Genomic DNA, 24823 nt, shown 5'->3' with positions numbered 1-24823 from the left:
CCGGACACCGTGGCTGGCGTTAGAAGGTCTCAGGGCACTCCCTCGACCCTGACCGGGCACGCCATGGCGCGCGGAGAACTCATTCGCTTCCCTACGCGCCAGCAAACGAGCTGCGCGCACAACGTCTCTGGGAGAGGTCGCATAGGCATCGCCGCGCGATGTCCTTATCATGTGACTTATGCGTAAACAGTTGCTCGACCTTGGGGTGGCGGCAATCTTCCTGGCCGGCTGCTCGGCCCCTTCACCTCAACCGACAGTAACGACGGCGGCGCCGGCAGCCACATCAGCATCAGCCACGCCTACTACGGCACCCGGTGCTACTCCGCCTCCCCCACCACCGCCAGCCGGTGACTCGTTTGAGTTCGCCGCCCTGGGTGACATAAATCCCTCGGGGAACACCTCAACCTCGTCGCATAGTGGTAAGAACGCGGCCAGCATCATCGCCGGTCTCAACGACGGTTCGCTGGACAACTTCCTCGGCCTGGGCGATTACCAGTACGACCTTGGCACCTGTGCGGCCCTCACGGCCTATGACAAGTTGTGGGGTCCGGCCAAGGCCAAAACATACTGGAGCGCCGGGCCTACCCACGACGTTCAGCCCGGAGTGACTGACGACCTGGACAAGTACATGGACGGCCAGTGCGTGTCCACGACCAAGAGCGCGACGAGCACTGATCTGGGACGGTTCCAGGATGCCCTTGAATGGTACTCATTCGAGAAGGGAAACTGGTACTTCCTCGTCGCGCCTACGGCCACGTGGAAGTACAACTCCTCGCGGGCGCAGGCGATGACCGCTGAAATGGACGCCGGTCTGAAGGCGGCCAAGGCAGCCGGTAAGAACCTGGCGGTCGTGGCCCACGATCCGTATTTCACCAGTGACACGTCCAAACCCCGGCCCACCTTCCTGAAGCCATGGATTGACATGTATTGGGCCAACCGGGTCAAGGTCATACTCTCGGGCGGCTCACACAACTACGAGCGGACCTGCCCGGTGAACAACGCGGACCAGTGTGTCGAGGACGGGATGCAGCAGTTCCAGGTGTCCACTGGCGGGATCGGTACCCGGCCGTTCGTGTCGAACCCGGCCTTTGTACAGAAGAAGTTCAGCGACACATGGGGCAACCTGCGCATGAGCCTGAAAGCTGACGGGTCGTACACATGGGAGTTCCGTCCCGTTTCTGGTGCAATGCAGACTGACAGCGGGTCTCGAAACCAAGGCTAATTCCTCGGTTCCGATCACCGCCGGGTCGGGCACTAAAGACGAGGACTGGGATCCTTCGCCCTGTCAGCAGATGCATTCCGTGACCACGCCAATGGCATTACGGTCACGACTTAAGGCGTTAGGTCGTGTACCGTCAGCGTCCGAATGGAAAACAGCGCAATCTAAACCCGGGGCGCCCATGCGACGCGGGCGTACGGTGGCGCTATTCTCCCTCGTATGACCGGGATGCCAGCTGAACCCTCTATAGTCTTTGCCTATGAACGACCCCGCCAGTAATGTCCCGGTTCGACCCGTCCAGCGCGTCGTCATCGTCCACGGATATCAATCGTCTCCGGATGCAAACTGGTTCCCCTGGCTTCAAAGCGCCCTCGAAGCTGAAGACATAGGAGTCACAGTCGTTCCTCTCCCCGACCCGGACGATCCTGGCAAAGCAGCCTGGGAGGACGCGGTCAGCACGGCACTAGGAGTGCCGGATGCGACAACAGTGGTTGTGGCACATTCCCTCGGCGTGGTCACCGTCCTACGGGTACTTGAGACACTGCCGGAACCCTGGGAGCTGGGTGGTCTCGTGTTGGTCGCCGGGTTCACTGAACCATTGGAAGCATTGCCGGAACTCAATGGTTTCCTCGCAACTGACGTTGCCGTTGAGCGGGTGGCTACGAGCATTCGGGAACGAACAGTACTTCGCTCCGACACGGATCCTTTCGTGCCGCCGGAAGCATCCGATGACCTGGCCAGACGTCTAAGGGCACGTCTGCAGGTCTACCCGGGAGCAGGACACTTCATGGCAGAAGATGGCGTCACAAGGCTGCCGGCTCTGCTTGACCTGATTCGGTCCACGTAGGGGCTTCCGGGAAGAAGCCCCTAGACTGCACTGGTGGTCATTATGGGGTGTTGATGCGGCGGATCTGCCCGGTCGGCAGCCGGATATGAATTGGCCGGACCGTCTGGCCAATTCCGTGCCCGCGGGTTCATCAAGCCGGTATTTTTCGAGAATTTGATCAACCTCCCGCCGCCCTGACGCCCAAAAAGATTCTGGACAGTTCCTTAGGTGGTGCCATGATGTAGACGGTGACGATGCTTGGGCTGGTTTCCGTGAGCCGGCGCAGAGGCAGGGACCGCCGCTATTGACTACGGCCGGACCCCGCGCTATACCTCAACTAAGTCCGGCGGCAGGCCCGGAATCAGCTCATCCGGAGACCGCTGTGACAGCCCCCAAATACCCCAACTCCAGGACACGTCTGCCCTTCAGGAGCAGACGCGCGCCTCCCCTGCGCACCTCTGAACTCCGCGGTTCAGCCTGGGCAAATGCCCGCACCATCAATGACCCGTGCCGACCGGGCCAACAGCCGAACCCTTCCTAGGAGAAGTGTCGCAGTGGACACGCTTCCAGCAGTGCTCCTTGTCCTCGGTGCGGCATTTGCCTGGATCGGCCTGACCGCCATTGCCGTCCTCCATCTTCGCCGCAGACGCAACGGGTCAACGCTGGTCGCCTCGGCCACGGGAGGGATGAGCCACCATGTGAGGCCATGGCGGGCCCGTAGTCACCGAAACCGCGCTGCTGGACGCCCTCGAAGGCTGCGCCCCCCGGCACGAGGCAGCGGCACCACCCACCACTCCGGATAACTCTTGGGAGCAACCGTTGAACGCCGAAACGATCTTCGGATTCAGCATGGGATACCTTGCCGTCCTAGTCGGCATCTTCGTCATCTACCTGCCGTACCTCGTCCTCTTTGTGCTGCTACTGATAGCGGCCGGGATCCTGCAGCTGCTGTTGCTGCCTTTCGCCCTCCTGGTACGGAAGCTGCGGCGAACCAAGCCGCGGCCAACCCAGGACAGTTCATGGATCCTGGACCGGCCGGACAGGCAGCCCAGTGACCAAATCTTGCTGCCCAGGCCGCACACTGCGGCGCCGCTGTGATGAGGTATCCGTCCGGAGCTACAGGGAGCGTGTCCTCACAGTGACGACCATGGGCCGGCCCCCCCCAACCACTGGAACCGGCCCACGGCGGCGGCCCTCCCTGCTCGGGGCCGACAGCACCTGCTGCCACGTCCTTGGGGCAGCAGGTGGTTCTAGCCGGCTTCCGGACAGGGTTCCTCACTGCTGGGGTGTGGCGCGGGAGGAATGATGCCGCCAGGGGACGCAGAGCGTCGGATTAGCTCCGCGTCCACAAGGCGAAGGAGCACCTGCGCCGCGGTTGCACTGACTGCTCAACCGCGAGTACGAACGAGTTACCCTTCAGGCCCCGGAATCACGCTTATTCGGGGTTTTGTCCTGTCCCGGCGTCGTTACCAGCATTACGGCCGGGTACAGAAAACGGCACCGAAACGGTTAAGACGGCCGACAAATAGCCCCGGAATTTACTGGCGCGTGACCCGGCTGCAGCGTTCCTTACGGTTGTACCCCGAAGCGGCAACAGCCCTCGTTTCCGGGGTCTGGCACTCCCTAGTCTTGAGCTATTCACCCGCTCCACCTCTCTGAATGGCACCCCAATGAAAAAACTCCTACTCTGGCTCACGGCGCTTCTGGCGGCCGTTGGGCTGGGCATCGTGGCTCCGGGGCCCGCCTCGGCAGCCTCCTATTGCGGGCTCGCATGGGGATCTCAGGACAAGACCGCGCCCGAGATGAGCTCAGCATCCGTCACCAACGTCCGGACAGGGCAGCAACCCTGCTTCGACCGGATGGTGGTCGACCTCAACGGCCCCACCAAGGGCTACACAGTCCGGTACGTCCCCGAGATCATCCAGGACGGAACCGGCTTCACGATCCCGGTCTACGGCAACGCACGCCTGCAGATCGTCGTGAACGCACCCTCCTCTGACCAGAACGGCAACGTCACCTACAACCCGGCCGCGAAGGCCGAGCTGTCCAACGTGGCCAGCTACCAGACCTTCAGGCAAGTCGTCTATGCGAACAGCTTCGAAGGTTCCACCAGCATCGGCCTGGGCGTCCGTGCCCGACTGCCCTTCAGGGCCTTCACCCTCGAGGGACCAGGGTCAGGCTCCCGGCTGATCGTGGACGTCGCCCACTCGTGGTGACGGATCCAAAAGCTGCCGCACGCCGCTGAACCGGGGCACGGCACCTTTTTGTGCGCCCCGGCCTCCCAGCCAGAGACTACCCAGGAAGGCTGAAGAAGCTCTTCGGGTCTTCGGCGCCCAGGAGGTTACGGTGGAAGGCAATGGCGTCCATGGGCCGGGTGTCCACGAACAGAACCGCAACCTCCCGGGAGTGAACGACGGTGTATCGGGTGAGGTCTTCCACCCAGGAATGGATCCCGGTGTACTCCTCGACGAACAACCCGTCACCGAGCAGGCCCCGCTCCTGGAGCAGGTCATAGACAAGATTCCAGGCAAGATCCATCAGTTCATGGATCGCCGCCTCAACAGTTGGAGCCGTCATAGCTCCATGGTGCTCCCGGGTACTGACAGTCTTGTGGAGCCTGGGGGCGTGTCTAGGGGGCTGTTGCTATCAAGACTCGCAGCCCGATGCAGCGTCCCCACTCACTGTTGCCCCCCTTGCTGTGCCTGGGCAGGTCCTCCACGCTCGCCAACCGTCCCATCGCGATCAGTTCAAACCTCCACCCCGCCGGCTTCGACGGTGCATCGACATCAGTCCTGACAGAACGTGGTCAAGTATCGGCCTGGCCGCCAAGTCCTATGACCCTCAGGCGCGGTGCTTCCTGGAAGTCGTGGACCACGAGGAAAGTACCGGTGGGCTTTCAACTCTCCGGAGACGTCCGAGCAGAGCGTCCGGCTCATGAAAACTTTTACGACAGCAGGGGCGGAGGGGCCGTGAAGGTTTTGGGACCATGCCGTGGTGCCACAATTCAGCCGGGACCTCCCGTGCCAGTGCTGAGCCGACGGCGGTACCCGTTACCTGATCATCTTGCGGACCTGGTGCCCTCGTACCGCCACTCCTGCCGCATATAGAACCAAACCAGTTCCGATGACCGGCAAAGAAGCGAAAGCCAGCCCCTGATTCTGCATGACATTGCCCAGGACGCTGATAACGAGGCCAGCGGCGATGAGCCCCACGGCACCAAACACCAAGGCTTTGTAAAACTGAGAGGCAACATTCCAAAACTCATTCAGCACGAAAGGAGTCTACCGCTCAGCGGGCAGGACCCCGGACCGGTCAGGCAAAGTACGGCCCACCGAACGAGCCGGCGCGTTTGTCTCAGGGCTTGCGGGCCCCTCCCCCGCTTTTGCTGCCCTTTCCTCAATGTTTGCCCCGGCGATCCGTCGTGTCACAGGCGCCGCTTCTACCACCGGCCGCCGCGGCACTTTCCGGCTGCCTAAAGCCCAAACTGCGCACAGGCCCGGCGAGGCAACAAAGATCAGGGCAATTCCGAGACCCTGCGCCAAGGCCAGGCGCCGGAAAATGAGCTGTACGGTCATAGCCGCCTCCCAAATTCGTCTGACCCTGACGGTGCAGACAACAACAGAACCGGCACGAAAGCGAAATGATGTCCAGCAGCTGGCGCGTCAGCTCAAACTACTTCGCTGTCTGTGACCGGCCAGCGTGGACCCGCCCTTGACCACAGGCACCGGGGTACCTTCCCCAACAATTGCAGGATTGGATACAGGGCCGGACCGACCCCAGCGCAGCTGCGTAATCCGCCAGGCCTGGGGAGTCAGGCGATTATCTTGTGGATAATCCTGGCCCTGGTGCTGCCTTTCCAGCAAACCGCAAGGTTCAGGTAGGCATAATGGACCGAAGCTCCGGTCAACCGCTATTTGACCGGAGCTTCGCCAACTGAGCGGCACCAGAGCTGGTGCTGCTTCGTGCAGTATTAGTCGGCTGCTCCCCCCACACATCCCTGTCCTGCGTCCGGAAGTTATCAATGCGGCATCTCAGTCTGGCGGCAATGGCACTTCTGGGTGTGCTGGGGGTGACATTTATCGCCGCGGGCGTCCACGGCACAGACCAAATCGTAGGAATTCTGTTCGCCCTGACGGGACTCATCGGCGCGGTCGCAGTGGCGGCATCTAAGGGGAAAAGCTCGTAAGCAATCAGGATGTATCGTGGGCCGGTAGCGCTGCAGGTGCCACCGCCCCCGCCTGATTTCCGGGTAGGTTGGAGGCATGCCCTTCCAATTCTTGTCCGTTACGCGCGCCCTCCGGGTGTCGCTGCCGCTGCAGTGGCGGTCGCACTTTCGGGCTGCACGCAGCAGCTTTCGGTCGAGAACGCTGATATCCCATCGTGGGAGGCCACCGCGCTCCCGACCACGGGCACAGCAGTGGCCGAAGATGCCGGCAAAATCCTGGATGCGTAGCCCGTCAGCAACATCGCGACCGTGCCCGAAGGCAACTACTCCCTTGTGCTGGCGTGTGACGGCGGCGGCAAAGCCTTCCTGACTGCACGCATGGAAGAACGTGAGCTGATCGACTTTGGTGCTGCCTGCAACGGTGTGCGCGAGAGCATCAAGGTCCTTATTCCGCAATCGGGCCCCGTGGAATTCACAGCATCAAGCGTGGACGCGCCGCTGCTTTACGCATACCAGCTCGTTCCTCGACCATAGCCACGGCAAAGCAGGTGATCAGGGCCAGCTTGCGGGGCTGAACGGACACCGTAGAAGCGCCTCAATTGAAGGGGCCCATGATTCCCGGATCCTTACCTCAGCCGATCAGCACGCCTACAGCGGTCAATGAGACTGGCAGTGCGTTCACCCCAGGGTGATGAGAGCGGCACCAGCTGGAATCTTTGCGCGGAGGCCCAGTACCGAGGGCTGAGGCAATCAGCCGAGCCCGACCGCCCTTCCAAACAGGCTGAAACCGACGAACGCCACAATGTTGATGAGTGCGTGGGCGACGACAAGCGGCATCACACGGCGGCTCTTGGTGTAGATCCATGCAAAGACCACCCCCATCACCGCATTGCCAATAAACGGCCCGAAACCCTGGTACAGGTGGTAACTGCCCCTCAGCAGGGAACTGGCAAGAATGGCCACGGGCACTGACCAGCTAAACTTCCCAAAGCGGTCCAGCAGATAACCCACCACGATGACTTCCTCGACGATCGCATGCCGCACCGCAGACAGAACCAGCACGGGAACAGTCCACCAGTAAGGATCCAGGGCGCTGGGAATGATCGATGTCGTGATACCCAGGGCACGCCCGGCCGCATAGAGGCCCAGCGAGGGGATGCCTATCAGGACGGCAAGCCCGAAACCCTGCAGCATGTCCATTCCGGGGCGGGCAAAATTAAAACCGATTTTTGTGAAGGCCGAAACACTGCCGTTGCCGGTGTTTGTTCTGTGCTGCTCGGTCAGGAAGTAGAACACCAGAACGACAGGTACCAGCGCGAAGAAGATCTCCAGCAGCTGATATGTCAGATCAAAATATTCACGGGTGCTTTGGGAGTTGTTGAGAGTGGAGGTGCCCTGAGCCAGCGGCGCGCTGGTTATCTTGTCCAAAAGCTGCACCACAGAGTAGATGGCGGACTGTCCTAACGACAATCCCAGTACTATCAAGACTTCGATCCGCAGACGGCGGCGGGAAGGAACCAGCATGGTCCTATTCTTACCTGCGGTTGTCAAAGCTCTGCCTGCACCGCGGCGTGGCAGTTTTGCAGTTCTGATTTGCCGCAAGGGTCAGCGCAGGACGCGCAGGGCGTTACCTACGATGTCGAACAGGTCGGTGTTGTCCACGCTGCCCTGCAGCTGTTCCGAACCTGGGCCGTAGGCGTAAACGGGCACGTCGGCGCCCGAGTATCACCGGAAGGTAACGGTTTGCTTGTGATCTCTGTGTCCTGGCACGCGTCTGCGGAGTAGTCGGGTCCGGCAGTCGCGGGACAGGACGTGGCTCATCTGCCCGGCCGGGGACGCGTCGGTAACCCGCCGGCGGTGCCAGTCCACGAACTTAGAGGCGGGGGCGGAGGACCCACTAACGGCAGCTTGCTGCCTTTCGGGGCGTTGGGCCCGTCCCCACGTCCCGTCCCCGGGCACTGCCTGGCTTCCCGGGGCCTCCGCTTTTGCTGCTGTCGTCATGCTCGCAGCGGGCATACCCGCCGCGCAGGCAGGCCTTATTGCCGGCGGACCCGTCACCGCCGCCCAGCCGACCACCGTTGAGGCTGCCACGGCCGTTGCAGCGCAGGCAGAGGCAGTCATCACGTATCCACGCAGTGACGTCAGCACCCGGCCGGCTGATCAACCGGCGGCACCAGCGCCTGCCGCAACGGGGTCCACTACCCCCGCCGCAGTTCCTCCCGCTGCCGCGGCTGCACCTCCTGCGGCCGTTGCCGTCGATCCCACTCTCCGTGCGCCGCTGGCCAGCATATCCATCTCCTCGCCGTTCGGTCCTGGAAAACTTCCTGGTGCAGACACTCGGATACACCTGGATGAAGTCCACGACGAGGCCGAAAGCTCGAACACGCGGCCTCCGCACATCTGATCGCCGGAATGGATGAACTCCTGGCACACCCGTCCGCTGACCCCCACGGCGATCCCATCCCCACAGCCGACGGACAGGTCAACGGCCCCGAAGCCAGCCGGCTCACTGCCGCGCAGCCGGGACAAAACATGGTTATTTACCGGGTATCGGACACGGATCCAAAGTTGCTGCGCAATTTTTCCGGCCTTGGCCTCACGCCCGGTACCAAGCTCACTATCCGGGAACGGAAACCCTTCACGGCAGGGACAACCTTCCATGTGACCCGCAGCGGGCAGGACATCACGCTCGGGACCGAAGCGGCGGACGCGGTGTGTGTGGTTCCCGGCCAGCAGCGCGGATTCCGTGTCCGGGTAAGCCCGGCTCGCCGATCAGGCTGCCGGTGATGGTGAGGACGCAGGTCACGCCCACAATCAATGCCGCGTCGGTCCAGCGGCTGCCCGTGGCCCTGGACTCTCCGTCACCGGCCCCCAAACACATAGGTGGGCAGCACTGTCTCCAAATCCGGTAGTAGACAAGATGGAACTGAAGCCTTTAGATTGCGGTAACGGACGGAATGCTCGGCCGTGGAAAAAGACGGCACCTGCCATCATGGGGCCAACGCTTCAACGATCCGAAAAGGAGCTCTGGCATGTCCCCCTCTGACGCCCACAAACAGGCGGGGCGGATGCGCCACTTTTACACGGTCGAAACGACTTCCCGGGTGCTGGGCATCAGTGAAGCAGAAGTCATGAAAATGCTGGAGAGTGGTGAGCTCCGCGGTCTCCGGCTCATGCCGCCGACTCCTTGGCTCGTCGATGGCAGAGCCCTTGACGAGTTCGCCCTGCACTGGTGGAACAACCGTCCGCATGACCAGCAGCGGCCAGGACGCCACCCTGGGAACCAAGAGTGAATGACACGGTGTGAGTGGTCCCGGCCTGGGGTGATGACTCCGCGACCGGGTAAGCCCAAGATATCCGATTAAGCCTGGCCGGTGATGGTTAGCGCGATGAGGACGCAGTTCAGTCCCACGATCAGCGTCGCGCTGGTCCAGCCTGCGATCTTCAGCGGCGTGGAGTCGGTGTGGATGCCCATCACGTCGCGCCTTCCGGTGAGCCGGATCCGCGGGATCAAGGCGAACGGGATGCCGAAGCTGAGCAGGACCTGGCTCAAGACCAGGGCCAGGGTCGGCTCGATCCCGACACCGAGGATCAGCAGGGCAGGGATTAAGGTAATCACCCGGCGGGTCAACAGCGGTACGCGAGGCTTCAACAGCCCGCCCATGATCGTGGCGCCGGCGTAACAGCCGACCGATGTCGAAGCCAGACCCGAAGCCAGCAGCCCAATCGCGAACACAACGCCGATGACTGGACCAAGAGCCGACGTGACGGCGGCGTGAGAGCCGGCAATGGTGTCCGTGCCTTCGATGCCGCGCAGGCTGGACGCAGCCAACAAAAGCATCGCAATGTTAACCACCCCGGCGAGCATCAGGGCGCCGGCCACGTCGAAACGGGTGGCGCGAATCAACCGTGTCCGGACAGCAGGATCCGTAGAGAAGCCGTGCCGGTCCCTTGCCAGCGCCGAATGCAGATATATAGCGTGCGGCATGACCGTGGCTCCCAACATGCTGGCAGCGAGCAGGACGGTGTCGGTCCCTTCGAACCTGGGGATCAGGCCGCTAATGGCGCTGCCCCCATCCGGCGGGTTGACGAACAGCCCGGACATGAATCCAACGGCGATGACGCCCAGCAGGATCATGATCGCGTACTCGAACGACTTCTGGCCCCGCGCGTTCTGCAACGCCAGAAGCAGCATTGACGCCACGCCAATGATGACGCCGCCGGCCAGCAGCGGAAGGCCGAACAGCAGGTTCAGCGCCACGGCGCCGCCGATAACTTCTGCCATGTCGGTTGCACCGGCGACCACCTCGGCCTGGAGCCAGTACATCCGCCGTTTGCCGTTGCCAAGACGCTTGCCCAGAATCTCGGGAAGGCTCAGGCCCGTGGCCAGCCCGAGTTTGGCCGACTGATACTGCACCAGCACAGCCATGCGTTCGCTGCCACCAAAACCCAGACCAGCAAGTACCCGTAGTTCGCACCCGCAGTAAGGTTCGCGGCCACATTTCTAGGATCCACATATGCGATCGCGGCCACAAAGGCCGGACCCATCAGTAGTAGACGGGACCGCCGCGTCCCGCGGCCGGGCGTGCCTGAAGCGTCGGAATAGCCATCATGGTCCTCGTCATCGCGGGCGTGGTGATACCACCGAGAATAACGCAAAGTTAGGCGTACCGAAAAACTAAGTTTCGATTTACCTTGTGCAGTCTTGGGCCTGCGACTGACTCTGCCCAGAAGATGTTCCTGAGGACGGCGGGCGGGTTTTCCTCAGCTGATGCCGCTCGTGCTTGTTCCCGGGGCCGGCTGGCCTACTTCGTCACCTTCCGGCGCCCCGCCGGCAGCCGCCTACGCTTGATGACTGCGAGTAGCCCGATTGATCAGTGTCATGGAACGTCGGCAGATCAGCCTTTATGTGCTGGCCATTGTCGTTGGAGCGGCGCTCGGCTGGCTGGTTCCTGCCGTGTCTGTGCCCTTGGAACAGGCCATCTACCCCGTCCTTGGGTTGCTGCTGTTTGCGACGTTCCTGGGCATCCCGTTTGCCTGGATCGGGCGATGCGGTACGTGATGTCCGGTTCATGGCGACCGTTCTGGTCTTGAACTTCCTATCGTCCCGGGCGTTGTCTTTACCCTGTCCCGGCTCGTCGCACATGATCAGGCCCTTCTGATCGGGGTGATGATGGTGCTGCTGGCCCCCTGCATCGACTACGTGATCGTGTTCTCGGGCCTGGCCGGCGGATCAAGCGACCGGCTTCTTGCGGCCGCGCCGCTGCTAATGCTCGTGCAGATGCTGATGTTGCCCCTGTACCTGCTGTTCTTTCTGGGCCCCGGCCTGGTCTCCGAGATAGAGCCAGGGCCCTTCATCGAGGCGCTCGTCTTCCTGATCGTCATCCCACTTGTTCTGGCGGCGCTCACCCAGGCATGGGCCAGACGGGCAGCCGCAGGCCGTGCCGTGATGACGTTGATGGAAGGGCTGATGGTTCCCTTGATGATGCTGACCCTCGCTGTCGTCATTGGGTCACAGATCGCCGGCGTGGGCAGCAAGATCGGATCCCTGCTGTCGGTCATCCCGGTCTACGCGGCATTCCTGGTGGTGATGGTCCCTCTGGGCATGGCAGCGGCGCGGGCAGGTAGATTGGACGCCGCCAGTACCAAGGCCGTGATCTTCAGCGGCGCAACACGCAACTCATTGGTCGTACTTCCCCTTGCCCTGGCCCTTCCCGAGCCGGTCGCCTTGGTATCCCTCGTCGTCGTCACCCAGACATTAGTGGAGCTCATCGGGATGGTGGCCTACGTCAAGATCGTCCCCCGGATCATCAGGACGGACCGGACCCTCCAGTCCAGCTAACGCCGCCCCACTCCCCCGCACCGCAGGCTATGGAACACTCCTCAAACTCAAACGAGAAAATGATTTGAGTTTGTACAGCAGTCATTGAAAAAGGATAGGGCTCGCGCGGCGGATCAGTTTTTGGGCCAAGCGGCTGCGGGAGATTGCTGGCTCTGCACGGCGAGCCGGCGGAGATGACGGAAATGGGAGCTTCACTCTCAAGACTTCCAGCTCACTATGGCATTCCTGCCCCACGGACTTAGGCGTCCAATATGAGACCTCGGTACTTGTTATTGGGGCCAAAGAGGGGTGTGACTGTACAAGAAACTGCTCCCTCGAAGTTTGGACTGAGAAATCCAGTTCCAACTTCCAGGGAGCAGTCCTATTGGCGCCAGGTCAGCAGCGATTTACTTGGGCATCAGCACCGAGTCGATGAGGTAAACGGTTGCGTTCTTTGTCTGGACGCCGCCGCAGATCACACTGGCGTCATCTACCTTGAGGGCGTCGCCGCTGCCGGTAACCGTAACGGAACCGCCCTGGACGGTGGCGTGGGTGCCAGCGATCTTGTCGGGAGGGATCTGGCCCGGAACAACGTGATAGGTCAGGATCTTACTCAGCAGGGCATCATCGGTCTTCAGCGTCTCAATAGTTGCGGCGTCAATCTTTGCAAAGGCATCATCCACCGGTGCGAAGACCGTGAACTCTCCGCCGTTGAGGGTGTCCACCAGGTCCACCTTCGGGTTTAGCTTGCCGGAAACCGCGGCGGTCAGGGTCGTAAGGATCGGGTTGTTCGATGCTGCGACAGCCACAGGATCAAGTGCCATGCCTTCTACTGAGCCCGCGCCGGTGGGGACCTGCTCGGCGTAGCCTGCACAGCCGGGGCCAACCAGGTTTGCGGCCGGGTCCATGGTGCCGGCGGACGAGCTTGCTGACGGTGAAGGAGCCATGCTGGAAGCGGAGGGCTCGGCGGCCGGGGCGGACGAACTTGAGGTGCCGGCCGAGCCACCGCAGGCCGTGAGGCTCAGCAGAGCTGCGGCTGCAACGCCTGCGACCGTCAAAGTTGTGGGCTTGATTGTCTGCATTCCAGTACTCCTTGTATTGTGACGGGCTTGGCCCGGACCGATGTTCACCTGCCCCAGGCTGGTGTCGCAATGACTATTCGGCCGACGCAGAAAAATGGATGGGTCAATATCAAGGAGTTTTTCGTGGGATCCTTCGCTTCTGGGAACGCGCAGATCGCGGACAGTCAAGTGAGTGCTCCGCCCACGCTGTAGGACCAAGTCCGATCAAAGCAATGGCACCTCGTGGGCGGCCAAAGTCATCAAGCCCGAAATCTGGTCGACGTGCCGAGTGTACGTCCAGTTAGGGAACACCCAAAACTGACACACGGCTCATTGCTTGGTCCTCAGAACAACCAGAATTGATCGACGTTTGAACGAGAAGTCAGGTCCGCCCGCCCACAGCCGGGGACAATTCTCATAGGCTATTCACCACTACTGCTGCCAGGGAGCTCCCTCAACGGCTCCTACTTCCAGCCGTGGATAACCTGAATTGACCCCAGCCATGGACGGATCAGAGTCGCCCAAAGTCCCGGGACTGTCCGATAAACCCGAATCGCGTGATTAGCAGGGACGGGTTTGCCCGGCCGAGGCAGATTGACGGAATATCCATTATCGGCTCAAAAAGCTCGGGAGTAGCTGCAAGAACTTCCTGTCCGTTCTCAATCCAGAGGTGACTTTCCAATTCAATGCGTCAGTCTACGGATTCCGGGGCAATTCGCAGTTGAGTTGTAAGGCTGGTAGGCGCTCTGGGAAGAAGCGGCATCCGCCCGTTCCAAGGTTTCGCTACTGATACGGGGGGCGATGCCGCTAACGTGCAACAGCGCATGGGGTTCGCCGTTTCTTGTGCCCGGGGGCATGCGGACCAGCGGCGCGGCACTACTGGCGGCACTGCTTCCGGCCCTTGGATGAAGCTTTGCATGCCAGTTTCAGTGGGTGTTCAGGAAGGGCGGAAATCAGCCTGAGCGCGGGTATTCCCGCAGCTAGTCGCTGTTTTACGGGAGTTTCGCCATTTACTGTTGTGCTGGCACCAGCGTCAGAACGTCCCCGAAGCGATGTACTGTTCGCAACCCTGATGGCGGCCGTCAGTCTTTTTAGAGCACAATAAAGGCCTATGTTTCCTGGCTTTACTGGGGTTGGACGACGGTGAACTGGCCCATCATGCCCTGGTCGGCGTGCCGTACCAGATGGCAGTGGTACATGTAGGCCGTCTCCGGGTCGGTATGGCGGCCGAACTTCAAGGCAATCCGCGCCGAGGTCCCCACCGGCAGGAACACGGTGTCCTTCCACCCGGAGAATTCCGGGCCGGGATCGGCGCCGTTGAGTTCCAGGATCCGGAACTGCACCCCGTGGACGTGGAAGCTGTGCGGCTGGTTATCGGTGTTGCTGACCATCCATATTTCCACGGTGCCGGCCCCGACGGTCGCATCGATCCGGGACATGTCCATCATGCGCCCGTTGATGTACATGCCTTTAAGAATGAAGCTGCGCGTTGCCGCCGACATTTCCGGGGCTACAGGCTCGAGGTCGGCCAGGCGTTCGGGCAGTTGCGGTGAACCGGCCAGCTTATCGGCGGCCCTGAACTGCAGCAGGTCCAGCACGTCGTTGCCGCCGGCGCCGTCGTTGAATGCCCTGCTCATGCCCAGTTCGTGGGGAAAGGACCGGAGCACAGGCCGTTCCCCGGGCTCGAACCGGACCACGATTTCGGCCCGCTCCCCCGGTGAGAGCAGCAGCCTCCCAACAGCAACGGGTGCCGGCAGCAGGCCGCCGTCGCTGCCCACCACCTGAAACTGCCGGTTATCGGCGAAACCGACGTTGAAGATGCGTGCGGTCGCAGCGTTGAGGAGCCGCAGCCGCACAGCCTCCGTGGTGACGGCCAGGTGCGGGTTGCAGGTACCGTTGACAAGGACCGTGTCGCCCAGCAGCCCGGTCTGGGCGGCCGGGCCCGGCCGGAAGGATCCATCATCACCAAAGGTGCGGTCCTGGACGATGATGGGAACATCATCCACCCCGTACTCGAAGGGCAGCCCCTGAACCGGCTCGTCGCCGTCAAGGATGAACATCCCGGCCAGGCCTCGGGTCATCTGCGCTTCGGTCTGCCCATGGGGGTGCGGATGATACCAAAGGGTGGCCGCGGGCTGGTCCACGGTCCATTCGGGGGTCCAGACAGCGCCGGGATTGATGACCTGGTGGGGCCCGCCGTCGAAAACGGCGGGCAGGTTCATGCCGTGCCAGTGCACGGTCGTTGACTCCTCCAGTGCGTTCACGACGGTGACGCGGACCTTCTCACCGCGGCGTGCCCTGAGGGTGGGACCCAGAAACGCCCCGTTATACCCCCAGGTAGGGGTGGTCCTGTCCGGCAGGAAACGGCTGCTTCCGGCCTCCGCGGTCAACTGGAAGACCCGGGTTCCGTCCGCTGCGGTCATCGAAGCAGCCAGCGGCGGAATGCCCAGAGGCTTGGCGAAGTCCAAGGTCCCGACGGTGGAGAAAGCCCCGCGTGTGTCGCCGTTCCCGCAACCGGTCACGGTCAGGGCTGCGGCGCCTGCCGCTCCGAGCAGGAACACGCGCCGGGAAACAGGGGGATTCACCTCCCCAGCCTAACGCGAAAGCAGGATAGGCCGCGGCACGCTAAACGAGGGGTATGGTTCGTTGAACCCAGGCTCATGACTTCCCGCAGGTCCCAGCGTTCGCCGGGATTCACACAATGCAGGTGTTTCTGTCGCCAGGAGTCAGGCACCATCGTTCCGGCCGGACCGGAACGGTGGTGCAGGTAAACGCTTAGCGGCGCTTTCAGGCGGCTACGACCCAGATTGAATCGGCGGCCGCTGATCCGAGGTCGAGCTCGTGGCCGTTCCCTGCCACGCGGATGCTGGTGACGTCGGCATAGGGACGCTGCCCCAGGACGGTCAGTCGCGTGTTGGGCCTGAGCCCCAGCTCGGAGAAGTACCGGAGCATCTCCGGATTCGCGTCCGAGATCCGGGCGATGGTGACCTCCCGGACGGGCGCCACCGCGCTGAGCTGGCCGGCGGCCGGTGGAAGATGGGCCCGGCCGTCGGCCGAGGGGATCGGATCGCCGTGCGGGTCATGCGCTGGATTCCCGAGGTGCGCATCGATTCTCTCCACCAGACGGTCCGACACTGCGTGCTCGAGCACTTCGGCCTCGTCATGGACTTCGTCCCAGCCGTAGCCGAGCACGTCCACAAGGAATGTCTCCAGCAGCCGGTGCCTGCGGACCATGGTGAGGGCATGCTTCCGCCCGAGGTCCGTCAGTTCGATGCTGCCGTAGGGGGCGTGCGTCACGAGACCCTGCTTTGCCAGCTTCCGGATTCCGTCCGAGACGGTGGGCGGCGTCACCCCCACGCGTTCGGCCATGACGCTGACAGTAATCGGCGTGGCGGACCACTCGGTGGCGGTCCAGATGAGCTTGAGGTAGTCCTGCGCGGAATGGGTCAGGTCAGAAACAGGCATACCACCCATATTATCAGCAAAACATCAACGTTAGACTAAGCAAACATTGATGTTTGAAAGTTGGAGGATTTTCCTGTGGATGCCCTGAAACCGGCGATGCCCAAGATGCCCAGCAGACGGGCGATGCTCTCCGGCGCGGCGCTGTCCGGGGCCGCCGCGTTCGCCTCGGTACCGGCCCTGGCCGCCATCTCCAAGGAGCCCGGCGAACCCGCGGCGCCGTCAGGCATGGCGGGCATGGATCATGGCGGCACGGCCCAGCCTCCGGCCTCAGGCACGGGCGCAAACATCTCCGCACCGTCACAGCCGATGACTATGACACAGGGCGGCCACGCCGGCTTCCGTGGCGGATCAGTACCCGTTGACCGCGCCGGCATCGACCCCACTGCGATCCTGCACGACTTCGACCGCGGCAAGACCAGCACCCTGCCCGACGGCAGGACCCTGCGCGAATGGGACATCGTCACGGTCGATAAGGATTTTGAGATCGCGCCGGGGGTGACGTTCCCGGGCTGGAGCTACAACGGCCGGATTCCCGGACCGACCCTCTGGGCGAAGGAAGGGGATGCACTGAAGATCCACTTCACCAACGCCGGAGCCCACCCCCACACCATCCACTTCCACGGAATCCACACGGCCGAGATGGACGGCACGCCCGGGATCGGCGCCGGGTCCATCGCCCCCGGGCAGAGCTTCACCTACGAATTCGATGCCACACCGTTCGGCACCCACTTGTACCACTGCCACCAGTCACCGCTGGCCCCCCACATCGCCAAGGGACTCTACGGCGGCTTCATCATCGAACCCAAAGAAGGCCGGCCCAAGGCCGACAACGAGATGGTCATGGTCATGAACGGTTACAACACGGACGGCGGTGACGACAACGAGTTCTACTCCGTCAACGGGCTGCCGTTCCACTTCATGGACTACCCGGTCCAGGTCAAGCAGAACGAACTGGTGCGGATCCACCTGATCAACGTCCTGGAATACGACCCGATCAATTCCTTCCACGTGCACGGGAACTTCTTCCACTACTACCCGACCGGGACCATGCTGACCCCCAGCGAATACACGGACACCATCTCCCAGATGCAGGGCCAACGGGGGATCCTGGAGCTCCGGTTCCCGTACGCGGGCAAATACATGTTCCACGCCCACAAAACCGAATTCGCCGAACTCGGCTGGATGGGCTTCTTCGAAGTGAGCCCGTCATGACCCGCACAGACACCACAACCACGACGACAGACACTACGAGCACCACACAAACGGCAGGAGGCGCAGCGCCGCGGCCGCCGAAACCGCGCTGGCTGCTCGGCCTCGGGCCCCTGGTGCTGATCGCGGTCCTGCTGGGCCTGTTTTCGCTCCTGAATGGACCCGGGCTGTCCCGGCTCGGCGAGGGGGTTCCACCCAAGGAAGACGTGGCTGTCGAAGACATCCGGCTGACCCCGGGTCAGATCATTCTCACGGTCCGCAACCAGGGCCCTGACCCGGTCTCCATCGCCCAGGTCAATGTCTCGGACTACTACGCGCCCTTCAGCCAGACCGCGGAGGTCATGGCCCCGCTGCAGTCCACCACCATCACCGTCAGCTACCACTGGGTGGACGGTGACCCCTACGAGATTGCCCTGGTGACCTCCATCGGAGGCAAAATCACCGCGGCGATCGACGCCGCCGCCCTGAGCCCAGAACGTGACGGCTCCTTTCTGGGCCTCATGGCCCTGCTCGGCGTATACGTCGGAATCATTCCGGTGGCCCTGGGCATGCTCTGGATGCCCTTCGTCCGGCGCTCCTCGGCGGCGTGGGTGCGCGGACTTCTTGGCGTCACCGTCGGGCTGCTGGCCTTCCTGACCTTCGACGCCACCTTCGAGGCCTTCGACCTTGTCGCCGGCAACAGCTCCTTCGGCGGACCACTGGTCGTGATCCTCGGAGCCCTGCTCTCCTACCTGGTTCTGGAAGCCACCGATGCCTGGATGCGACGCCGCCAGGAGCTGCACGCGGCCGCGCAGCCTGCCGCACTCCCGCCCGGGCGCCTGGCCCTGCTGATCGCCGTCGGCATCGGGCTGCACAACCTGGGCGAGGGTCTTGCCATCGGCTCCGCCTACGCAATCGGATCATTGGCCCTCGGCGCGTCCCTGATTGTCGGTTTCGCCATCCACAACACCACCGAGGGTCTGGCCATCGTCACACCCCTGGCCCGCACCCGTCCCTCCCTGGGCCGGCTCGCGGCCCTGGGACTGATCGCCGGGGCACCAGCCGTGCTCGGGGCACTCATCGGAGCCACCGTCTACCAGCCCACGCTAGGCGCCTTCCTGCTCGGCGTGGGCGCCGGAGCCGTCGGGCAGGTCGCCGTCAAGCTCCTGCCGCTCCTCAAAGACCACGACGGAAAGACACTCACGCCACTGACCGCCGGCGGCATCCTGGCCGGCATCGCCGTCATGTTCGCAACCGGACTGCTCGTCGTCGCCTGAAACCGCCACGGAATGGGCACAGGACCCCGCTGCCGCGCCATGACAGTACCGACGGCGGGGTCCATGCAGTGCTGTGGCACGGGACCAGGGGTGCCTCGCGCCGTCCTGCCAGCAGCCAGCATCATGCGACGCGTTCTTGCCGGTGGGACTTCTCGCCAGTCCCCGGCTGTTCAATCAGGTATTGTCCTAATGGATCCAGCCGCCGCGGGATAGTGGGGCCATGGCCAAGACTCCCGCCCAGCGCATCAAAAAGCACGGCAACAAGGCCGTGCTACCCGAACACCAGCTGCCTCCGGTGATCAACCCCACCACCACCCGGTCGCCGCAGAAGGCGCAGTCCAACGGCAACCCGATCGTCATTGCCGGCGTCGTAGCCAGCCTGTGCCTGTTCTGGTACCTGCACCTGCTCACACTGAACCAGATGACCCAGCTGACCGGCGGCCTCGCCATGCCGGACTCTCTCGTGGGCGGCTTCTCCACCGAATACCTTCAGCAGCTCCGCGCAGCCATGGATGACGAAGCCCGCGGGCAGCTGAACTACGTCCACAAGACCGCCGGCACACTGTTTCCGCTCATTTTCGGCTTCAGCTGGCTCCTGCTGATCGGCACGAACGTGCCCAGAAAAGCCTTACGCTGGGCGATGTGGGCTGGACCCCTGCTGTTTGTTGTTATCCGGCTTTGGGGCAATGTGGCTATTGATGCGGCCCTGGCCACGCCAACGCCCGACGCAGGCTCGGTGGTTTTGGCGTCCACCCTCGCTGTTTCGGGCTGGGTGCTTCTCCTGCTGAGCCTGGCTGTGGGAGGAGCGGCGGTGCTTCTGGGCCGCCGGGAAGTCCGGCGGGGCGCCGGTCGGCCCTGACCAGCCTGCCCGGACAGTGGGCAGCGGAACTGATGCACCTGAATTCGTTGCGGGTAACGTCGGTATTTCCGGTCCGAATTGGATTGGCTCGCAGTGCCCTTACGGCGCCAGCGAAGGTGTGATCTTCTCCGCAAGCGCGCCCGTTGGGTCAACACAGCAGCTGGCATCAAGGGTAGAAGCCGATAGCGGGTTATTGAAAGGATGGCGTTCCGATCCTTATCCATTGACCTACTACGAGCGGAAACGCACGAAGGGAAGAAACACAACGCTGCCATCATCTGCCTCGCCCGGCGCCGCTGCGAGTCATCTGCGCCATGCTCAAAAACGGAACCCTCTACCAGGAAAAAGTTCCCCAGGCCGCTTGACCAAAAGCATAGGGACACGTTGCCAGCATCGTGAACGTGCCGGAGGGCAACTACACCCTCACGTTCGTGTGCGAAGGCGGCGGCAAAGCCTTCCTTACGGCACGGGTGGAAGAACGCGAGTTGATTGACTTTGGTGCGGTCTTTTCAACGGTGCGCGCGAAAGTATTAGAATCCTCATTCCGGAATCGGGCCCTGTGGAAATCACCGCATCCAGCGTGGATGCGCCTCTGCTTTACGCGTACCACCTCGTTGCCCGAGCTTAGCCACTCCATCGGCAGGTCCTCAGGACACTACGGGGTCACCGAAGTCGTCTTCACTGAATGCCGGAAGTGCCACCGGCTGACCGCCGTCGAGTTGTAGCGCAAGGTCTCCCTAACGCGCAGTGCCCCCGCAAAAGTTCCCGTTGGTCCCCACATGACGGCCCATACTCGACAACTTGGTCACGCTTGTCACATCAACTTGTCACTGCACATGACAGCCTTCCTACGCTAAAGGGGTTCAGCGTTCCCGAGCAAAGGAAACTCCATGCCGCATTCATCAGGTTCCGCCACCGTCCCCAATGACGCCCACACCCCGCCGGGCCGAAGACCCCAGAGAATCAAGAAGCCAAGTTTCCTCAGCTCCCTCGGCGCCGACCTTCCCGCATCACTCGTCGTCTTCCTTGTCGCCCTCCCGCTCTCACTGGGCATCGCCGCAGCCTCGGGAGCACCAGTCATGGCCGGCCTTATCGCGGCGGCCGTCGGAGGAATTGTCGCGGGCACTCTGGGCGGCTCCCCTTTGCAGGTGAGCGGCCCGGCGGCCGGCCTGACCGTCGTCGTTGCCGGCCTGGTGGACGAGTTCGGCTGGCAAGTGACATGCGCGATCACCGCTGCTGCCGGCGTCATGCAGCTCCTACTGGGGGTCAGCCGCGCAGGGCGCGCCGCGCTGGCCGTGTCGCCGGTGGTGGTCAAGGCCATGCTGGCCGGCATTGGCATCACGATCATCCTGCAGCAGTTGCACGTTCTGCTCGGCGGCAACGCGGCCGGTTCCGCCGTCGAAAACCTCGCCGCCGTTCCTGCGGCGATCACCAACGTGGAGCTGCATTCAGCCCTGCTCGGCCTCACCGTCGTAGCCATTCTTCTTGCCTGGAAGTACCTCCCGGCCGCGGTGCGGAAAATCCCCGGCCCGCTCGTCGCCGTCGTCGCTGTCACTGCGTTGTCCGTGGCGGTAGCCCCTAACGTGGAGCGCATCAGCTTCAACGGTTCCCTGTTCGACGCCATCGCCCTGCCGAATCTGCCGGACGGCAACTGGCGCGGCGCTGCAACAGCCGTCATCACGGTCGCGTTGATCGCGAGCATTGAGTCGCTGCTGTGCGCAGTGGCCGTGGATAAGATGCACACCGGCCCGCGCTCACGTCTCAACCGCGAGCTCTTCGGCCAAGGCTCGGCGAACATTCTCTCCGGCATGCTCGGCGGTTTACCGGTGACGGGTGTGATCGTCCGCAGCGCCACCAACGTGGAAGCCGGCGCCGCAAGCCGCGCGTCCGCCATCCTCCACGGCGTCTGGGTCCTTGTGTTCTCCGCCCTGTTCGCCGGCCTCATCCAATTGATTCCGCTGGCCGTTCTGGCGGGGCTGCTGTTGGTCATCGGTGCAAAGCTCATCAAAGTCGCCGACATCAGGACGAGCCTGCGCACCGGGGACCTCCTCGTCTACGTGGTCACCCTGGTCTGCGTCGTGTTCCTCAACCTGCTCGAAGGCGTGATCATTGGCCTCGCACTCGCTGCCCTGTGCGTTTTGTGGCGCGTGCTCCGGGCGCAAATCCACGCGCACGCACCGTCCGCACAACGACTTCCGTGGCGCGTTACGATCGCCGGTTCCTGCAGCTTCTTCGCCCTGCCGCGGCTCAATGGCGTCCTCCATTCCGTGCCCGAGGGCCAGGACACTGTAGTCGAACTCAACGCCGACTACCTCGATCATGCTTTCCGCGAGGCTTTGCTCGCCTGGCAGCGGCAGCACCGGGACACGGGCGGGACCGTGACTCTCGAGGAGCACGGCACCACGGCGTTCCGCGATGCCGCGGACAACACACCCCAGCGCCAGGACCCCCGCGAATTCCCGCTGCCGCCCCGCACATCCTGGCAGCCGTCACCTCTGGACAGCGCCCACCAAGCAGAGGACGCCGACGGCGGGCGGCTGCCGCTGCGGTCAATTCTCCTGGGCATCGACAAATACCACCGGCGCTACGCGGACAAGGTTCGGCCGCTGGTACAGGATCTCACCGAGGGACAGAATCCGGACACACTGTTCGTCGCCTGCGTCGACTCCCGGGTCAACCCGAACCTCATCACCAGCAGCGGCCCCGGTGACCTCCTGACTCTCCGGAACATCGGCAACGTCGTGTGCAGCGACGGCCGCGATGCCTCGATCGATTCGGCGCTGTCCTTCGCGGTCAAGGGACTGTCCGTGGACTCGATCGCGGTCTGCGGCCACTCCAACTGCGGCGCGATGAAGGCCGTGCTGGCTGATGCCCAGGGTGCTTCGAATGCCGCACTGGGAGCGGGCTTCGATGCCTGGTTGGAACACGCCCGGCCAAGCTACCGCGAACTCGTGGCCGGTCACCCCGTGGCGTTGGCCGCTGAAGCCGCAGGGTACAGCCCCCTCGACCAGCTCAGCATGGTCAACGTCGCCGTCCAACTCAGAAAGCTCGAAGAACACCCGGTCACCGGTCCCGCCTTGGCTTCCGGACAGGTACAGGCCACTGGTCTGTTCTACGACATCTCTACGGCCCGCGTGGTCCTGGTGACCCCGCAGGGCCTCGAGCAGCTGGCTCCGAGCATGGCGCTTCGCTAGGCGGCGTCCCTTCACGACCCTCGACGCGGCCATGGCCCCGACACTCCGGCTTTCACGGCGTGTAGGGGTGAGCGGGCTTTCACAGAAGGCCGTGGGGACAAGCCCAGCCGCATGCTGCCGCTGGATGGGCTTGAGGCCACGGGAGGTAGCTGAGGTGCGGATTGCTTAGTCGTGCCACTGCGATGAGGTCAGCAGCACGGCGGAGAGCCAAAGCATCCAGCCGCGGTCAAACCAGGCACCCAAGCTGATCTGAATCCCTTGAAGACGAGGACGGGAATGGCGACAAGCTGAGCGAAGGGCTCTGAGGCAAGCTGCTCACCGCTCTGGCGCATTGGGAACGCTTCTGTACCCAGCGCTGCTCGCCGGAGCATCGCCACCACACTCGCGGAACCGACCGAAAGAACTAGGCGGACACCGGAGACCGCGGTGAGATGGCTTAGCCCACTGGCCTTCATCGCCGTGTCGAGGTCCGCGCTCACCGCTCGCACGTCGCACGGTGAGCCCGGGCAGCCGCTCGGCCGGGCTCGGGCAGGCGCTGCTTCCGCGCGATGAATGTCACGCGCATGTTTGACGGCAAGTCAGCACCGCGGTATGCCCTTCACGCATACATGGTTAAGGGCGTACCCCCGGAGGTGCAGGAAAGCGTAAAGACCATGTGTGCGCGCCCTGCTGACATCGAAATTCTGGCTGATTCGTGGACGGTAGCTAGGACCGACTTCAACTATCCGTACTTTCTGCAGGACCGCTCAAAGTTGGGCGACGTCGAACACAACTTCGTGAGCAGCCGGACCGGGACTCGGACAGCGCGGAGAACCTGTCGCACATGGGGCCAAGAGCTTTTCCAGCCGGGGCACAACCCAACCCGACGGCGATAAGGCTGCCAGAACCAGGGCGGACAATGAGGCTGCCGCGGCCAGCAACTGGGGAAAATTCTCATAGGTTATCCACCGCTACTCCTGCCGGGGAGCTACTCGGACGGCTCCCAATTCCCAGCCGTGGATAGTCCGAATTGACCCCAGCCGTGGACGGATCAGTGTCGCCACCAGTTCCGGCCGCGTCAGTGGTGGTCACGATGATATTTCTCCTGATGAGGGTGTGGATGCCAACGGGTCTGGGGCAGCCAGCGGTCGCCGCGTCCGATCGTGTACTGGCGGACCAGGTACGGCCAAGGAAGGATGATCAGGACGATCACGACGAGGGAGCAGTTGATAGCGACAGTGGCCGTGGCGCCGTTGAGCTCACCGGCGAGCCACAGCGGCAGCGCCACAGTGCTCAGCCAGATCAATTTCCATGTCATCTCGAACAGCAGGATCGGGATCATCTTCACCGGGTAGCGGACGCCGAGGAAGAACAGCAGGGACTGCGCGACGAGCATGCACACCACCACCCCGTCCATCAACGGCCAGGACGCATCGTGCCCGATCAGCAAGGGCCACCGGGTGAGCACCAGGCCCATTGCCATAAACAGGTAGCCGGCACGCAACAGGTACACACGCAGCAGGGACAGCTCCTCCCCCGTGGCTCCCGACATTTTGTTCGGGTCGGGCTTGGACGTTGCAGGTGATGACATAGCAGGCTCCTTGTTCACTTGCCCGGAAAATGATGGACGTTCATTCCTTGAGGGTGCGCCGCTCTACAGCGACAGCAAAGTTTTGTTGCCAAACTGCTACACGCCGGTTTTCCAGCGATCGCCGGCCCGCCTGCCTGATCATCCTTACGGAGATGAGGACCATGCCCAGGCAGATGTC

23 protein-coding genes and 3 pseudogenes are annotated in these 24823 nt (G+C 62.9%); 16 read left to right on the top strand and 10 right to left on the bottom strand.

Going from position 1 to position 24823, the window contains the following annotated elements; all coding sequences use genetic code 11:
• Positions 1-178: 178 nt before the first annotated feature.
• The 4 genes from M8J71_RS02685 (at position 179) to M8J71_RS02670 (ending at position 4261) form a co-directional block, all read left to right on the top strand.
• On the top strand, positions 179-1222 hold the full coding sequence (locus tag M8J71_RS02685) for a hypothetical protein (protein WP_256246472.1): 1044 nt from the start codon (positions 179-181) through the stop codon (positions 1220-1222).
• Positions 1223-1478: 256 nt separating this feature from the next.
• Complete coding sequence (locus tag M8J71_RS02680; RefSeq protein ID WP_256246471.1) at positions 1479-2066, top strand: RBBP9/YdeN family alpha/beta hydrolase; 588 nt, start codon at positions 1479-1481, stop codon at positions 2064-2066.
• 798 nt (positions 2067-2864) lie between these two features.
• Positions 2865-3143, top strand: coding sequence for a hypothetical protein (locus M8J71_RS02675; protein WP_256246470.1), 279 nt, complete (start codon positions 2865-2867; stop codon positions 3141-3143).
• Between the two features lie 572 nt (positions 3144-3715).
• Positions 3716-4261 carry an AMIN-like domain-containing (lipo)protein gene (locus tag M8J71_RS02670; RefSeq protein WP_256246469.1) on the top strand — a complete coding sequence of 182 codons (546 nt, stop codon included), beginning with the start codon at positions 3716-3718 and terminating at the stop codon, positions 4259-4261.
• Positions 4262-4337: 76 nt separating this feature from the next.
• Here the strand turns inward: M8J71_RS02670 and M8J71_RS02665 are convergent, their stop codons facing one another.
• Positions 4338-4622, bottom strand: a complete 285-nt coding sequence (locus tag M8J71_RS02665; RefSeq protein WP_256246468.1) for a hypothetical protein — start codon at positions 4620-4622, stop codon at positions 4338-4340.
• Between the two features lie 473 nt (positions 4623-5095).
• Positions 5096-5317: a DUF3188 domain-containing protein gene (locus M8J71_RS02660; RefSeq protein WP_256246467.1), complete on the bottom strand. Its 222-nt coding sequence runs from the start codon at positions 5315-5317 to the stop codon at positions 5096-5098.
• Positions 5318-6090: 773 nt separating this feature from the next.
• Between M8J71_RS02660 and M8J71_RS02655 the strand changes: the two genes are divergently transcribed.
• Both M8J71_RS02655 and M8J71_RS02650 read left to right on the top strand, forming a co-directional pair.
• On the top strand, positions 6091-6231 hold the full coding sequence (locus M8J71_RS02655; RefSeq protein WP_256246466.1) for a hypothetical protein: 141 nt from the start codon (positions 6091-6093) through the stop codon (positions 6229-6231).
• A gap of 288 nt (positions 6232-6519) precedes the next feature.
• A complete protein-coding gene (locus M8J71_RS02650) occupies positions 6520-6744 on the top strand; it encodes a hypothetical protein (protein WP_256246465.1) in 225 nt (74 codons plus the stop codon).
• Positions 6745-6960: 216 nt separating this feature from the next.
• On the opposite strand, the gene M8J71_RS02645 is transcribed toward M8J71_RS02650, so the two are convergent.
• Both M8J71_RS02645 and M8J71_RS02640 read right to left on the bottom strand, forming a co-directional pair.
• Positions 6961-7734 (bottom strand): CPBP family intramembrane glutamic endopeptidase, encoded by a 774-nt coding sequence (locus tag M8J71_RS02645; protein ID WP_256246464.1) that lies wholly within the window; start codon positions 7732-7734, stop codon positions 6961-6963.
• 81 nt (positions 7735-7815) lie between these two features.
• Positions 7816-7920, bottom strand: a complete 105-nt coding sequence (locus tag M8J71_RS02640; protein WP_256246463.1) for a hypothetical protein — start codon at positions 7918-7920, stop codon at positions 7816-7818.
• A 289-nt stretch (positions 7921-8209) separates the two neighbouring features.
• Between M8J71_RS02640 and M8J71_RS02635 the strand changes: the two genes are divergently transcribed.
• The 3 genes from M8J71_RS02635 to M8J71_RS02625 all read left to right on the top strand — a co-directional run bounded on the left by M8J71_RS02635 (position 8210) and on the right by M8J71_RS02625 (position 9503).
• Complete coding sequence (locus M8J71_RS02635) at positions 8210-8614, top strand: hypothetical protein (protein ID WP_256246462.1); 405 nt, start codon at positions 8210-8212, stop codon at positions 8612-8614.
• Positions 8615-8622: 8 nt separating this feature from the next.
• A complete protein-coding gene (locus M8J71_RS02630; protein ID WP_256246461.1) occupies positions 8623-8997 on the top strand; it encodes a FeoA family protein in 375 nt (124 codons plus the stop codon).
• Positions 8998-9242: 245 nt separating this feature from the next.
• Positions 9243-9503 carry a helix-turn-helix domain-containing protein gene (locus M8J71_RS02625; protein WP_256246460.1) on the top strand — a complete coding sequence of 87 codons (261 nt, stop codon included), beginning with the start codon at positions 9243-9245 and terminating at the stop codon, positions 9501-9503.
• Between the two features lie 68 nt (positions 9504-9571).
• On the opposite strand, the pseudogene M8J71_RS02620 reads toward M8J71_RS02625, so the two are convergent.
• A pseudogene (locus M8J71_RS02620) lies at positions 9572-10820 on the bottom strand (Nramp family divalent metal transporter).
• A gap of 272 nt (positions 10821-11092) precedes the next feature.
• Here M8J71_RS02620 and M8J71_RS02615 point away from each other — a divergent pair.
• Positions 11093-12052 (top strand): annotated as a pseudogene (locus tag M8J71_RS02615) (arsenic resistance protein).
• A gap of 386 nt (positions 12053-12438) precedes the next feature.
• Here the strand turns inward: M8J71_RS02615 and M8J71_RS02610 are convergent.
• From M8J71_RS02610 to M8J71_RS02600, 3 genes are all read right to left on the bottom strand, one after another.
• Positions 12439-13113, bottom strand: a complete 675-nt coding sequence (locus M8J71_RS02610; RefSeq protein WP_256246459.1) for a fasciclin domain-containing protein — start codon at positions 13111-13113, stop codon at positions 12439-12441.
• A 1103-nt stretch (positions 13114-14216) separates the two neighbouring features.
• Positions 14217-15677: a multicopper oxidase family protein gene (locus tag M8J71_RS02605; RefSeq protein WP_256246458.1), complete on the bottom strand. Its 1461-nt coding sequence runs from the start codon at positions 15675-15677 to the stop codon at positions 14217-14219.
• 202 nt (positions 15678-15879) lie between these two features.
• A complete protein-coding gene (locus M8J71_RS02600; protein ID WP_256246457.1) occupies positions 15880-16557 on the bottom strand; it encodes a metal-dependent transcriptional regulator in 678 nt (225 codons plus the stop codon).
• Between the two features lie 75 nt (positions 16558-16632).
• On the opposite strand from M8J71_RS02600, the gene M8J71_RS02595 reads away from it, so the two are divergent.
• From M8J71_RS02595 to M8J71_RS02570, 6 genes and pseudogenes are all read left to right on the top strand, one after another.
• Positions 16633-17769, top strand: coding sequence for a multicopper oxidase domain-containing protein (locus M8J71_RS02595; RefSeq protein ID WP_256246456.1), 1137 nt, complete (start codon positions 16633-16635; stop codon positions 17767-17769).
• Positions 17766-19022 carry a ZIP family metal transporter gene (locus M8J71_RS02590; RefSeq protein WP_223883698.1) on the top strand — a complete coding sequence of 419 codons (1257 nt, stop codon included), beginning with the start codon at positions 17766-17768 and terminating at the stop codon, positions 19020-19022. The genes M8J71_RS02595 and M8J71_RS02590 overlap by 4 nt, the downstream gene beginning before the upstream one ends.
• Positions 19023-19242: 220 nt before the next feature.
• Positions 19243-19881: a hypothetical protein gene (locus M8J71_RS02585; RefSeq protein ID WP_256246455.1), complete on the top strand. Its 639-nt coding sequence runs from the start codon at positions 19243-19245 to the stop codon at positions 19879-19881.
• A 211-nt stretch (positions 19882-20092) separates the two neighbouring features.
• Positions 20093-20246: pseudogene (locus M8J71_RS02580) on the top strand (IS110 family transposase); the annotation flags it as partial.
• Positions 20247-20282: 36 nt separating this feature from the next.
• The gene (locus tag M8J71_RS02575) at positions 20283-20606 is read left to right on the top strand and encodes a hypothetical protein (RefSeq protein WP_256246454.1); all 324 of its coding nucleotides are present in this window, start codon (positions 20283-20285) and stop codon (positions 20604-20606) included.
• Positions 20607-20771: 165 nt separating this feature from the next.
• A complete protein-coding gene (locus tag M8J71_RS02570) occupies positions 20772-23075 on the top strand; it encodes a SulP family inorganic anion transporter (protein WP_256246453.1) in 2304 nt (767 codons plus the stop codon).
• Between the two features lie 188 nt (positions 23076-23263).
• On the opposite strand, the gene M8J71_RS23570 is transcribed toward M8J71_RS02570, so the two are convergent.
• Both M8J71_RS23570 and M8J71_RS02565 read right to left on the bottom strand, forming a co-directional pair.
• On the bottom strand, positions 23264-23554 hold the full coding sequence (locus M8J71_RS23570; RefSeq protein ID WP_374114799.1) for a ComEC/Rec2 family competence protein: 291 nt from the start codon (positions 23552-23554) through the stop codon (positions 23264-23266).
• A gap of 578 nt (positions 23555-24132) precedes the next feature.
• Positions 24133-24645, bottom strand: a complete 513-nt coding sequence (locus M8J71_RS02565) for a hypothetical protein (RefSeq protein WP_256246451.1) — start codon at positions 24643-24645, stop codon at positions 24133-24135.
• Positions 24646-24823: the final 178 nt, after the last annotated feature.

It is taken from the genome of Pseudarthrobacter sp. R1 (genome assembly GCF_024494415.1).
GTDB lineage: Bacteria > Actinomycetota > Actinomycetes > Actinomycetales > Micrococcaceae > Arthrobacter.
Note: the sequence above shows the minus strand (reverse complement) of the source record. Positions and strands in the feature narration are given on the sequence as shown.

Excerpts from the sequence above, each read along its gene's own strand:
- M8J71_RS02685 (WP_256246472.1), top strand. The coding sequence starts at position 179 with ATGCGTAAACAGTTGCTCGACCTTGGGGTGGCGGCAATCTTCCTGGCC.
- M8J71_RS02680 (WP_256246471.1), top strand. The coding sequence starts at position 1,479 with ATGAACGACCCCGCCAGTAATGTCCCGGTTCGACCCGTCCAGCGCGTC.
- M8J71_RS02670 (WP_256246469.1), top strand. The coding sequence starts at position 3,716 with ATGAAAAAACTCCTACTCTGGCTCACGGCGCTTCTGGCGGCCGTTGGG.
- M8J71_RS02665 (WP_256246468.1), bottom strand. The coding sequence starts at position 4,622 with ATGACGGCTCCAACTGTTGAGGCGGCGATCCATGAACTGATGGATCTT.
- M8J71_RS02655 (WP_256246466.1), top strand. The coding sequence starts at position 6,091 with ATGGCACTTCTGGGTGTGCTGGGGGTGACATTTATCGCCGCGGGCGTC.
- M8J71_RS02645 (WP_256246464.1), bottom strand. The coding sequence starts at position 7,734 with ATGCTGGTTCCTTCCCGCCGCCGTCTGCGGATCGAAGTCTTGATAGTA.
- M8J71_RS02635 (WP_256246462.1), top strand. The coding sequence starts at position 8,210 with ATGCTCGCAGCGGGCATACCCGCCGCGCAGGCAGGCCTTATTGCCGGC.
- M8J71_RS02630 (WP_256246461.1), top strand. The coding sequence starts at position 8,623 with ATGGATGAACTCCTGGCACACCCGTCCGCTGACCCCCACGGCGATCCC.
- M8J71_RS02625 (WP_256246460.1), top strand. The coding sequence starts at position 9,243 with ATGTCCCCCTCTGACGCCCACAAACAGGCGGGGCGGATGCGCCACTTT.
- M8J71_RS02610 (WP_256246459.1), bottom strand. The coding sequence starts at position 13,113 with ATGCAGACAATCAAGCCCACAACTTTGACGGTCGCAGGCGTTGCAGCC.
- M8J71_RS02600 (WP_256246457.1), bottom strand. The coding sequence starts at position 16,557 with ATGCCTGTTTCTGACCTGACCCATTCCGCGCAGGACTACCTCAAGCTC.
- M8J71_RS02590 (WP_223883698.1), top strand. The coding sequence starts at position 17,766 with ATGACCCGCACAGACACCACAACCACGACGACAGACACTACGAGCACC.
- M8J71_RS02585 (WP_256246455.1), top strand. The coding sequence starts at position 19,243 with ATGGCCAAGACTCCCGCCCAGCGCATCAAAAAGCACGGCAACAAGGCC.
- M8J71_RS02570 (WP_256246453.1), top strand. The coding sequence starts at position 20,772 with ATGCCGCATTCATCAGGTTCCGCCACCGTCCCCAATGACGCCCACACC.
- M8J71_RS02565 (WP_256246451.1), bottom strand. The coding sequence starts at position 24,645 with ATGTCATCACCTGCAACGTCCAAGCCCGACCCGAACAAAATGTCGGGA.